Raw genomic sequence first — 11858 nt, 5'->3', positions numbered from 1 at the left:
CAAGCTTCACCCCCCCCGGGACATTGACCTCCTGGAAGTCAATGGGAGGCTGATAGTCCGGGAAAATACCGTATCTTTCCGGTTCCATTACCACAAGCAGTGAGGCATAAAATGCGGGGACGTAAATCCTGGTCTCCCGGGGCAGCTGCAGGTCCTCGAAGTCGCCCTTAAGACCCATCCGCCTGGCCCTGTTGATGGCTGCCTGCACCCTGCCTTCACCGGCATTATAGGCGGCCAGAACGAGGTCCCAATCGTGGAAACGTTTCTTCAGGTATTTGAAGTAGCGGGCAGCTCCCTCTGTGCTCATGACAAAATCGAGCCTCTGGTCCTCCCACGCGTCCGTCCGCAGCCCAAAGCGCCGTGAAGTCGCCCGGATCATTTGCCACATCCCTGTTGCCCCGGCATGGCTCCTGGCGAAGGAGCGGTAACCGCTCTCGATTATGCACAGATAGGCCAATTCGGCAGGGAGCCCGTTCTGTTTCAGGACGGGCTCCATATGCTTCACATATCTTGAGGAGAGGGAGATGGACCTGCGGATGTCCTCCCTCTTTACTGTGAGCAGGTGGTTCAACTGGACCCTGACCTCTTTCGTGTAGGCACGCTCGATGGCCCTTCTGGCAAGGGGACCATCCGCGAAAGCACCCGGACCGGGTTTCACTATAAGGTCGGAATCAACTGTCAGCGAGCTGTTTGAGAACAGGGCTGTCCAGGCGTCCGCCCGGGTGGAAATCTCCAGGATAGACATTCCAGCGCCGAAGACCACAAGGGTCCACACCACGATTCCCCGGAAATTCAGACCATTTTTTAAATTCATTAAAGATACGCCTCTTAGTCGACGATCCGGAGGAATCGCATCTTTCCCACCTTGAGTATCTTTTCCCCACCGGATTCAACCTCCAGCTTGGTATCCGACAGCTTCTTTCCGTCCAGCCGGACCCCCCCTGACCGTATAAGGCGCATCGCCTCGGAGGTGCTGGGGACAAGTCCGCTCTCCTGCATGATCCTGGCAATCCAGATCTTCCGCCCCAGGAGGTGGAATACAGGCATACTCTCCGGAGTTTCTCCCCGGCTGAAAACCCTGTTAAAGGCGTCTTCGGCCTTTTTACCCTCTTCCTCTCCATGGTAACGGGCGGCAAGCTCCAAAGCCAGAGCGCGTTTGGCATCCATGGGGTGGACCTTTTCCGTCTCAAGGTCGCTTCGCAGCTTTTTCAGGTCCCGATTGCTTACGGCACTTAAAAGCTCGTAATAACGCAGCATCAGTTCGTCCGATATCGACATGAGCTTTCCGTAAATTTCAGCGGCAGGCTCGCTGACCCCCACATAGTTGTTGTATGATTTGCTCATCTTGTGAACTCCATCCGTCCCTTCCAGGAGCGGCATGGTGATGACCACCTGAGGGACCTGACCATAGGACCTCTGGAGATCCCTTCCCACAAGAAGGTTGAACTTCTGATCGGTCCCACCCAGTTCCACATCCGCTTTCAGCGCCACGGAGTCGTAGCCCTGAATCAGGGGATAGAGAAACTCGTGGATACTGATATGGCGCTGCTCCGAATATCTCTTTTTGAAGTCGTCTCTCTCCAGCATCCTGGCCACACTATAGCGTGCCGCCAGATCGACGAGGTCGTCGGCGTTCATCTTTTTCATCCACGAGCTGTTGAAAGCGACCTCGGTTCGGTCGGGATCCAGAATTTTAAAGGTCTGTTCCTGATAGGTCTCAGCATTTTTCAATACCTGCTCCTCTGTCAGAGCCACCCTTGTCTCGGACCGCCCTGTCGGGTCCCCGATCATCCCCGTAAAATCCCCGATGAGAAAGACCACCTGGTGTCCCAGATCCTGAAAATGCCTCATCTTCTGCAGGAGAACCGTGTGCCCCAGATGAAGATCCGGTGCCGTGGGATCGAATCCCGCCTTTATTCTGAGGGGGACCCCGGTATCAAGGGACTTTTCCAGTTTGGCGGCCATCTCCCCGGCGGAGATCAGGTCCACCGCACCGCGGCCTATAAGGTCCATCTGTCTTTTTACTTCACTCTTTCTGTTCATATTTTAAGTCCAGTGTCCAATGTATACCCTCTTCCCGTGGCGGCCTCCATGGCCACTCCCTCCAGAAGTCCCCAGTCGCTGACGATCATTTCAAGGAGCCCCCAGTGCTTCATGAACTGTCCGATCATTACCGATCCGGCGGGGATAAGGTCCTCCCTCCCCTTCTCCATCCCTGGAAGGCCGAGCCTCTCCACGATCTTCATTCGAATCAGGGTGTCGGTGAGTTCATTGACCCGGTCCAGGGAAAGGACGTGACCATTTACCAGAGTAGGATCGTATTCGTCAATGCCCAAATCAAGGGCCGCCAAGGTAGTCGGCGTGCCTGCCGTGGCGGCGAGAGTCTTTCCTCCGGCGGGAAGTTGGCCGATAAACTGTTCTATCTTTTTCCGCATTCGCCGGATCTCCTCCAAAAGCGGTGGGTCGGAACGCAGGCAGGCTTCCGTCAGGTGAACAACCCCAACAGGCATGCTTTTCCACCATCGAACGGCGCCGGAGATGATTCGAACGACCTCTGTGCTCCCCCCCCCGATATCGACGACCATACCATCCTCAATTCGCCCTATGCCGCCCTGGACCCCCAGGGCGGTCAGGCGTGCCTCTTCCTCCCCCGAGATGACCTCCAGGGGGAAGCCCAGGGCCTCTTCGGCCTTTTCAAGAATTTCCACCCGGGCCGGTGCATCCCTCAGCGCACTGGTTCCGACAGCCCAGGCCCGTGCAACGTTCCTGCTCTCAAGTTCTTCGGAAAAGTCCCTGAGGGCACGAAGGGTCATGTCAACCGGTCCGGCCGACAGTTGACGGCTCTTTCTCAACCCCTTACCCAAACGGGTGATCCTGCGGAATATCTTCAAAGGCTCCAATACATCCCCGGAAGATCGCGCGACAAGGCACCTGATGGTATTGGTTCCAACGTCGAACGCCGCGACCTTCATGACGTCACCTCCCGCCGGGGCTAATTCAATAGTCCAGAGTCCAGTGTCCAGAGGCCTACTTCGATACCTGGACACCCGAATAGACACTATATCATCCGTTTTTCATCCAGGGAACGATTGATGACTTCGCAAAAAGTCATCAATGCGCCCGTTGAAGGGCGCCCAAATCAATGGCTTGTTCCGCAGGTCATCGATTTGCGGGACAAGTCGTTGATTTGTGAGGAAAGCGGAAACGACGCTTTTCGCTTTCCGTGGAGCAAAAAGCCGCGAATGGACTTTTTGCGACCCTATCAACGGTTGACGCCCGGAATCCTTGAAACCCTATGGGCGGCGTGTTAATAAGGTTCCGATGAACCGGACACCTCTCGCGCTTTTGAGTATCCTTGTATTCTTGTCAATGGTAACAGGCGCCTTGGCCCGGTCACCGGTGGTCAAAGGCCCCGGGACGTCCGGCGAGGACATCTCCGTGGATGTTCCTGCCGGCTGGCTTGCCGATCAGGCTGGTGCGGACGTCAAGGACCGCCTTTTGCGCATGCGGGACCGCGTCAGGAAGGACCTCTCTCTCATCATCGTCGTAACCGGACACACCGACACCTTCGGCTCTCCTGAGGAAAATATCAGCATTGGATATTACTATGCCCATGAAGTCGCCGACCAGTTGGCGACCGTCTCCGGATTTCCGGAGGACCGCATCGACGTCAGATCGGCAGGGGAAAGCGGGGCGCTGATCAGCCACGGTGACCTCGACGCGCAGAACCTGAACAGACGGGTGATCATAAGCCTGGCATCCCCCGGGGGAAAAGTGATAAAACCGGTTCCCCAACCGAATGTCAATCCAGGCAAGGTCCTCATTCTGGAACCACGGGCAGGAACCGTCAGCCGGGCCTACCAGCGGGTAAATGCCATCGTTGAGGGTGATTCCAACACCGCTCTTCTGACCGTGAACGGAATTTCGAGCCTCATCGCCGTCAACAAATCCAGGGTGGAAAGCGAGATAGTCCTGGAAAAAGGTGACAACCTCATTGAGATCATGGCGTGGGACCGGTCCGGAAGGTCTGGAAGGGACCAGGTCAAGATCGTTTACATTCCGCCCCCGCCGCAGGTAAAATTGGCCCATCCAAGGGATGGGGACGTGTTCAACACCACCATTTCCCCTGTGGTTCAGGTCAGCGGGCAGATCATGTCAAAAACCGTCCTCAAGGAGAGCTTCCTCTTCCTTAACGGCTCTCCCAGACGCATTGAGGTAGACGGGCAGGGACGGTTTTCTCAACCGATCGTCCTCATCCGGGAGAAGAACAAACTGAGGGTCGAGGCGCTGGACATTTTCGGCAAGACCGCCACAAGCCCTGACATTTCCGTAAAAACCATCAACATGGCTCCCAAGGACATGGTCGTTTTCCTCACATGGGACAAGCCCGGGGTTGATCTTGATCTTCACGTCTGGGGGCCTGAAGGGAAACACACCTACTATCGCGCCCTGGACCCATATGACAACAGCGAGGCCATACCCGGGGGCGGACTTGATCTGGACGACAAGGATGGTTTCGGACCTGAGGTCTTTACCTTCGCGGGCGGCCCGAAAGGGATCTATACAATCGGGGCCCGCTATCATCATTCGCTGAAAGGCATTCCATGCAAGGCCCAGGTGACGGTTGTTCTTCACCCGGCTGAACCTTCCAGGCGCATTACGCGCATCTTCGGACCGTTCACCATGTCACCCGGAATCAACTCCAGGTGGACTGTAACCCGGGTTTCCATTCCAAATGGATACTTTATTTCAAAATAGCAGGGTTAACCGGGAGGACGCATGAAAACCATATCGGGATTTTTTTCTCTCCTGACCGCGATTTTTTTTCTCATCGTTTTTGCCGCTCCTACCGTCAGCTTCGGAGCGGAAACCGGAAAAGGATCAATCAGCGGCCTCGAAACCGAGCTGTCCCAGATAGAGCAGAGACTCAATACAATCGAGAAGAAGGTGAACAGCCTCCTGGAGGACCTCGTTGATCCCAAAATCACCTCGGTATCACTGTTCTTCTCATCCGGCGGCCGGATCCGGGCCATCCCCCTTTCTCTTGAAATCCGCATGGATGACCACCCCCTTGTCACCAGGCAGTTGTCGGAGGCCGATCGTTTCCTCCTTATCCGGGGGGGATCGCTGGAGATATACTCCGGCATAATGGAGCCCGGCCCTCACAATCTGGATGTCAGGTGTCAGATACAGACGGAGGTGAAACCCTCCCTCAAGGTTGAGACGTTATCCGCCGTTTTCAAATTTGAGCCGCGCAGGGCCTCGGCCAATTTCATGGAGATCAACCTCTTTCGGACAAACCGGGAAAAGATGGGGAAGAGCTTCGACCTGACCGCCAGATACTGGTCAAAGGAACACTGATTGAAAAGATTGCGCCCACTGACGTTCAGTCTTCTATTTCTGATAACCACCGGGATCGCCCCTGTCCGGGCGGGAATTACCCTTGACGGCAGACGATGGGCGCCGCTTGACCAGGGCCTTCTGGACCGCCTGGTAATCGGCCGTTACATGAAAAACGATGTCATGGATGTAATCAGGCTTACTTCCACAACGAGGTCCGTAGGCGTAAAGGCCCTTTATTACCGGGGAGAAGCATTGAGATCCCTTGGCCTTTTCTCCAGGGCGGCCGAGGCCTACGCCGGAGCAATTGCCGCAAAGTCACCTGAAGAGCCGTTGTGGAACGCTTCCCTTGTTCGATATATCCAGCTGATGGGATCAATGCCCGGACTCCCTCCTCCACCTGTCCCCCCGGATCTTGACGGTAGAATTACAGATAAAACGGCGCTTTACCTCGGTTCTCTTCTCCTGCGGGAAGGTAAGGGGAAAAGAGCCATCGCACTTTTCGAATCGGTAAAAAAGGATGGTACGGATCAGAGCGCGCTGGCCACTGCCGCCATCGCCCAGAGTTATGCAGCGTTAAACCGTTGGGAGGACTCGGCCTCCATCCTGGCCTCTTTCAAAACCACCGAGACAACCCCCATAACAGATCTCATCTACCTTCTCAGGGGGTATGACTACCTGGAATCGGGGAATCTCAAACTCGCCCGAAGCTCCTTCCTTGCCCTTCCACCCTCCAGCCCCTATGCGCCCGAGGCTCTGCATGGCCAGTCATGGGTGCTTATTCGAAGGGATGATCTGACCGGGGCCGCGGTGAGGCTCCAGGAACTCATCTACAACTATCCCGACTCCCCAGCCGCCAGGAAAGGGGTGATCGATCTGGCGCTCTGTTACAGGGAATTAGGACTTTACAGCAACGCGGCCCAACTTCTGACGAGGGAATCGAAACACCTGACGGAGGTCCGCGTTTGGCTGGGGTCCCTCCAGGCTTCCGACTTCAAACCGGGTTCCGATCTCATCGTCCTTCTGGGTGACGCCCTGCGGGGCATGCAACCTGACCCCGAAATCCTGAATAAAACACCTGGATTTATCCTTCAGTGGTTGATCCAGGCTTCCCGGGATCCCCAGGTACGATGGATGTCAACCCTGATAGAAGGGGGCGAAAAGCTCCTGAATGAGGCGGGGAGGCTCCGGGAAAAGAGCGCGGGATCCGTTGAACTCCTCCAGCGTGAGATCCGGTTTACCGAAAAGCAGCTCCAGGAGACAAAGGAAACCCGGGTCCTGCTGCAGTCCGCCCTGACCCGTCTTCCCTCTTTCAGGAAAGATGTCATCCAGGCCCTCGAAAGGAACTCACTTAAAGATTTTGCGCCCAAGGAAGCATTAAAATTACTCACAAGGATCCGCGCCTCTCAGGAGCGTCTTGAAAGTGTTACAGCCAACGCAGGGAAAGTCCGGGGCTTTTACGGGATCATCGACAGCATTAAAAGCTCCATTCCCGCTTCCGGGGAGGAAGAACAGATTAACCGCATAAGAAAAAACGCATATGAAGGGCTGGTCTCATCCAGATCCTCCCTGCGCCGGATACGCTCCTCTCTGCAAGCCCTTGAAGGAAGGGTCTGGCTCATCGCCAAGGGTGAGGCGATGAATTTCGAGAGGGAATCCTCTTCCAGGGTTTCCAGGGAAATGAGTCTCATCAGCCTCCTGCGGAGAAAAAATGAAAAGGCCGTCAGTCTTCTTCTGGAACGGCGGGACCGGCTGCTTCAGGCCAGGGACGACCTGAATCACCGGATCAAACAGATGGGGACGGCAACCATGGAAAGGATCTCCACCTTCCTTTCCAGGACTGCGGCGCTGAGGGATTCAAGACTGCTTGAGATCGCGGAAAGTTCCAAATCCGCTTTAAGGGAAGCAGATGCCAGGGCCGTATTCACAGCGGCAGATATAGAGATCCATCGGATGGAGAAAACATTACAGGCCATGCGGAAAACTGCCAGATGAGAAAGTCCATTGCCGCCACGGTCATAATCCTCCTGATAACCGGATGCGCTACAGCCCCCACGAACAATTCCCTCATGACGCCCAGAGAACGCGAGGCAAAGCTCTTGATGGAAATAGACCGGGCCAGAAAAACGGAGGAAACATCCATCAACCGGCTCATCACCGGCAGAAAACATGGGGGGGCGGCTTTTCTGGCCAGGCAGGAGTCCGAAGCCCGTTTGAGAAGTATCGAACTTTATGAATCACTCCTCAAGCGTTTTCCGGAAAACCGCAACGATTACATGGCCGAAGCGTCTTTCCGGCTCGCCGAGCTTCTGTTCGAGACGGAGAGAGTGAGAATCCAGAAGTTCCTGGATGAAAAAGGAGAGGCCGCCGATCCCAAACCGGATTTTCACCGGGCCATCGAGGCATACCAAGCCCTCATTGACCGTTTCCCCCGTCATCCCCTCGTCGAGGACGCTCTTTACGGCCTGGCGTACTGTTATACGGAGCAGGGGGACGCCGACCGGGCCGCCGGATGGTATTCCAGGCTTATTGACCTCTATCCGGATACCCGATACGCACTCGAAATAAGTATGAGACTGGGCGAATACTATTTCGACAAGGAGAATCTGGAAGAGGCCATCGTCCACTACCGGATTGCGGCAAAAAGCGATAATAACACCTTTAAGGACAAAGCCATTTATAAGCTCGGGTGGTGTTATTACAATCTTGACAGGTACGAAGAGGCCATCGACACTTTTTTTTCGCTCTTGGACCTGGACGCGAAGCCGGAACCGTCGGCGGGAAGCCTGGTGGATGAGTCCATAAGCATAATCGCCAGGGCCTACGCGGAAAAAGGAGGAACACCGGCACTGGCAAAAAAACTCTCATCCAGACCCAGGGATTCCCGAGCCCCGGCAATCCTTTTCAGACTTGCCGACCTTTACAAGGAACGTTCCCTCTACCCTGAAGCAATCGGAACCTTCAGGACCTATATCAAGAGATATCCCGGTGGAAAGGATCTTCCCGCCGTGCTCGCCCACCTTATCGAAAGCTACCATATTCAAGGCGATACGGCCGCGGCCCTTAACCTGGCCGAATCTTATCCTGAAATTCTGGGCCCCGACTCCCCATGGTATGCAGGGGCTCGGGAAACGGCGCGTGGAGAAGCTATGGCCGCAATCCTTGAGAACCTGGAAACCTCGGCTGAGCGCCGCCGCGCAAGGTTCCAGGCCGGGGGCACGGAAAAGGAGCTTGAAAAAGCTCTGGCCGATCTTGAAAAATACGGCCGGATTACCTCGGGCCGGGAGCCGTGCGACATCCAGTACCTGAAGGGGCTGACCCTGGCGGACATGAACGCTTATCCGGAGGCTGCACTCACCCTGAACACCCTGGCGGAGAGGGAGACCTGTATCAGCAGGGCAGAGACGGCGGCCATCAGATCCTTTAATTTTCAGACCGACGTTTACAACAGGACAAAAACGGTCGACCTGAGTATCCTGGGCAAGACGGTCAGTATTCTTGAAGAAGCCGCGCCTCAAAATCCCGCGACACCGAAAGCGATCCTGACCCTGGCCCGTATCTCCCTGAATTCCGCCCGCTATCAGGAGACCAGGAGACACCTTTCGCACCTCATACGGAAATACCCGTCCTCCCGGGAGTCGGCCGGCGCCCGCCTGCTTATGGCAAAGACCTTCTTCAAGGAAAACGATTTCAAACAGGCCTCAGCGTGGTTCCGGGAAGCATGGAGAAAAAGCGATGACCCCGAAGATCGCACGGAGGCGAAGAAACTCCTCATATACTCGCTGTTCAAAGATGCCGAGGAACTGAGCCGACAGAAAAAACCCAGCGATGCGGCGGAACGTTTCGAATCCATTTACAGGCGTTTTCCCGATTCCGACGTGGCCCAGATATCCCTTTACAATGCCGGCCAGACCTACAGGAACATGGGACTTGAGATGAAAGCCACATCCCTGTTCGAAGAGTTGGCCGCCGCCTACAGAAAATCTGACCTGGCCTCTGAGGCTTTGACAACTTCGGTCCACATCCTCCGGGCCCTGGGCGCCCCGGTCAGGGCCGCTGAGGACAGCCTGGCTCTGGCCGGCCGGTCTTCCGGTGATGATCGTATTTCGGCGCTTATTCAATCGGCCGACCTTTTCGCCGAGGGACAGGCATTCGCGAGGGCCGCGTCCCTGAGGGCGCTTGCCGTCAAGGAGGCGCCCGAACCGGTAGAACGCCGTTCCCGCCAGCTTCTCCTGATGGGCGAAAACCTGGAGTCGGCCGGGATGTGGGCCAAAGCCCTGGGAAAATACGCTGAAGTAATCCGCATCCAAAAAGAAAATCCTCTTTCCGAACGCCTTGCCCCTGATGCGGCCAGATCCCAGCTGCACATAGCTGAAGAATCATATTCACGGTACCGTGAACTCAGGATAGAGCCGCCTCTTGAGAAGACCACGGTGGGGAAGAGAATTCTTCTCCAGGAGGTTATCGGGAACTTCGTTGGGGCTGGAAAGTACAATATTGCCGAGGTCAGCACGGCTTCCAACTACTATATCGGCCTGGCTCTGGAGGAGTTCAAGGATTCGATTCTCAATTCACCAAAGCCGGATGGGCTCACACCGCAAGAACTCGAAGAGTATGAACTTCTCCTCCAGGAAAAGGCATATCCCTTCGAGGAGAAGGCGCTCAAGGCCTATCGGATCAATGTGGACAGGGCCGTAGCGCTTCAGATTCTGAACCCATGGATCGAAAAAAGCTACCAGCGGCTGGCCAACCTTGCCCCATGGGCTTTTGAACGGGAGGAAAAAGTATCCTATCCCCTCACACTTGCCCACCCGCCGCCCATCATGGCGCCCGCAATCCCCAGCATAAAGAGCATCTCGGCGGCGCTTATGAACAGGGATTACAAGCCTGAGGCGACTCCATGAAAAAAAGGATAACCTCCGTGGCCGTTGTCGGCCTGCTCTCCCTTTTCACCTGGGGATGCGCGACCCCCGCCGGCAAGGTTTCACAACCACCCGTCCGGATAACAATTCCTCCCGTGGCAGCTGGTGCGGTTAAAGCCGGCGAGGTGGATATTTCCGAAGAGGCGAAAAAAATTCTGGCCGACATAGTGGGGACCATCTCCCACCGGGAACGGTCATCAACTACCCCTACGACGCTCGAAATGATCGCGCTCACGAAAGTTCTGCCCAGCCATCCATATCCATGGCTGATGCTCGGTCTGGCCGCGTTGAATGAGGGAAAGGACGCCATGGCCCGCCGGGCGTTCCAAAACGCGCTCCAACTGGACGCGGGTAACCCGACCGCTCTTCTCGGCATGGGGGACCTGGCGGAAAAAACGGGAAACATGTCCGATGCCGAAAAATATTATGCCCGGGTTTTTAAATCCACGGGGAATATTCAAGCAGCCGAACGTCTTGCCTATATGAGGGTAAAAAACGGCAGGCCGGACAACGCCATTCCCGTTCTCCAGCCTGTATTTGACAGGGCAAACTCCAGCGAGATGGTGAGGAATACTCTGGCCGTGGCCCTGGATCTCGCTGGACTCAGTTCCGAGGCGCTGGATATACTGGGCCATGATGATTACAATAATCCGACCCTTTTTGGCACCCGGGCCAAGATCGAACTGAAGGAGGGCCGGCCGGACCTGGCGGAAGAGGACCTGGAACGCCTTTTTAACAGGGATCCCGGCGGACCTGAAACTGTTCTTCTTCTGGGGGTTCTCAACCTCCAGAAGGGAAATCTGCCGGTTGCTGAGGAGAATTTCCGGAAATTCATAGAGTTGACTCCACAATCACCAGATGGTTATCTGGACCTGGGGCTCACATTGAGGCGAAGGGGTCGTTTCAGGGACGCCGAATCGGTGTACGAGGACGGGATAAATGCCACGGATGATCCGGATCTTCACCTGAATCTGGGCGTCCTTTACGAACTGTACCTGGGGTCCCCGGAAAAGGCCCTGGCACATTACCGGAAGTTTTCCGGTTCCAGGGGCGGCGGGTCCGAGCGGGTGCAGGGGTGGATCGATTACCTGGCCGGCCGGGCCGGCTCACGGCCGGAGAAGGAGAGACCGAAGGAATGACGAGGAAATCACTGCTGACATTCGTCCTGTTGGCCATATTATCGTTATTATCCCCGCGAAAATCCCCCGGCGACGATGGAAAAAACCGCAACTATATCCGCATGGAGGAAACAAGGATCATTGGAATTATCGAACACCCCGAGGTCACCTACATTATTCCAAAAACCGTGATCCGGTTCAGCCACATTCCCCTGGAAAGGAGCTTCCGGGGACCGGCGGCTCGATATATCGATCCGCAACGGATACAGGAAGAGATCCTGCTTCGAACATTGATGACTTCGCAATAAGTCATCAATGCGCCCATTAATGGGCGCACAAATCAATGACTTGCAGCGCAAGTTGTTGATTTGTAAGGAAAGTGAAAATGACACTTTTCGCTTTCCGTTGAGCAAAAAGCCATGGATGAATTTTTTACGACCCTATCAACATTGTTTTTCGGCGCGAAAACGCATTAGGA

General features: G+C 55.5%; 9 protein-coding genes (1 of these 9 running past the window's edge). 6 read left to right on the top strand and 3 right to left on the bottom strand.

Annotated elements, in window-relative coordinates; genetic code table 11:
* The 3 genes in view from GXP52_04340 to GXP52_04330 are tightly spaced (at most 14 nt apart) and all read right to left on the bottom strand, a layout consistent with a single transcriptional unit that may run on beyond the window.
* Positions 1-814: the 5' portion of a transglycosylase SLT domain-containing protein gene (locus GXP52_04340; protein NOY86514.1), read on the bottom strand. The gene continues 371 nt to the left of window position 1, outside the view; 814 of the gene's 1185 nt are visible here — the first part of the coding sequence; its start codon is at positions 812-814; the stop codon falls past the left edge of the window.
* 14 nt (positions 815-828) lie between these two features.
* Positions 829-2043 carry a tyrosine--tRNA ligase gene (locus tag GXP52_04335; GenBank protein ID NOY86513.1) on the bottom strand — a complete coding sequence of 405 codons (1215 nt, stop codon included), beginning with the start codon at positions 2041-2043 and terminating at the stop codon, positions 829-831.
* Positions 2040-2972: a Ppx/GppA family phosphatase gene (locus tag GXP52_04330; GenBank protein NOY86512.1), complete on the bottom strand. Its 933-nt coding sequence runs from the start codon at positions 2970-2972 to the stop codon at positions 2040-2042. Before GXP52_04330 ends, GXP52_04335 begins: the two co-directional genes overlap by 4 nt.
* 349 nt (positions 2973-3321) lie before the next feature.
* Between GXP52_04330 and GXP52_04325 the strand changes: the two genes are divergently transcribed.
* Genes GXP52_04325 through GXP52_04300 form a run of 6 tightly spaced genes read left to right on the top strand, consistent with a single transcriptional unit; the run spans position 3322 to position 11688 of the window.
* A complete protein-coding gene (locus GXP52_04325) occupies positions 3322-4758 on the top strand; it encodes an OmpA family protein (GenBank protein NOY86511.1) in 1437 nt (478 codons plus the stop codon).
* A gap of 21 nt (positions 4759-4779) precedes the next feature.
* Complete coding sequence (locus tag GXP52_04320) at positions 4780-5361, top strand: hypothetical protein (GenBank protein NOY86510.1); 582 nt, start codon at positions 4780-4782, stop codon at positions 5359-5361.
* Positions 5362-7335 carry a tetratricopeptide repeat protein gene (locus tag GXP52_04315; protein ID NOY86509.1) on the top strand — a complete coding sequence of 658 codons (1974 nt, stop codon included), beginning with the start codon at positions 5362-5364 and terminating at the stop codon, positions 7333-7335. It begins immediately after the preceding gene.
* Positions 7332-10244, top strand: a complete 2913-nt coding sequence (locus GXP52_04310; protein ID NOY86508.1) for a tetratricopeptide repeat protein — start codon at positions 7332-7334, stop codon at positions 10242-10244. Before GXP52_04315 ends, GXP52_04310 begins: the two co-directional genes overlap by 4 nt.
* Positions 10241-11401, top strand: coding sequence for a tetratricopeptide repeat protein (locus GXP52_04305; protein ID NOY86507.1), 1161 nt, complete (start codon positions 10241-10243; stop codon positions 11399-11401). The genes GXP52_04310 and GXP52_04305 overlap by 4 nt, the downstream gene beginning before the upstream one ends.
* Positions 11398-11688, top strand: coding sequence for a hypothetical protein (locus GXP52_04300; GenBank protein NOY86506.1), 291 nt, complete (start codon positions 11398-11400; stop codon positions 11686-11688). The genes GXP52_04305 and GXP52_04300 overlap by 4 nt, the downstream gene beginning before the upstream one ends.
* The last annotated feature ends 170 nt before the right edge of the window (positions 11689-11858 follow it).

This window comes from Deltaproteobacteria bacterium, assembly GCA_013151915.1.
In the GTDB taxonomy this organism is placed as follows: domain Bacteria; phylum BMS3Abin14; class BMS3Abin14; order BMS3Abin14; family BMS3Abin14; genus BMS3ABIN14.
The sequence above is the reverse complement of the archived record's forward strand: the minus strand, read 5'-3'. Positions and strand labels throughout refer to the sequence as shown.

Coding starts and splice junctions, on each gene's coding strand:
- GXP52_04310 (NOY86508.1), top strand. CDS start 7,332: ATGAGAAAGTCCATTGCCGCCACGGTCATAATCCTCCTGATAACCGGA.
- GXP52_04330 (NOY86512.1), bottom strand. CDS start 2,972: ATGAAGGTCGCGGCGTTCGACGTTGGAACCAATACCATCAGGTGCCTT.
- GXP52_04305 (NOY86507.1), top strand. CDS start 10,241: ATGAAAAAAAGGATAACCTCCGTGGCCGTTGTCGGCCTGCTCTCCCTT.
- GXP52_04325 (NOY86511.1), top strand. CDS start 3,322: ATGAACCGGACACCTCTCGCGCTTTTGAGTATCCTTGTATTCTTGTCA.
- GXP52_04320 (NOY86510.1), top strand. CDS start 4,780: ATGAAAACCATATCGGGATTTTTTTCTCTCCTGACCGCGATTTTTTTT.
- GXP52_04335 (NOY86513.1), bottom strand. CDS start 2,043: ATGAACAGAAAGAGTGAAGTAAAAAGACAGATGGACCTTATAGGCCGC.
- GXP52_04300 (NOY86506.1), top strand. CDS start 11,398: ATGACGAGGAAATCACTGCTGACATTCGTCCTGTTGGCCATATTATCG.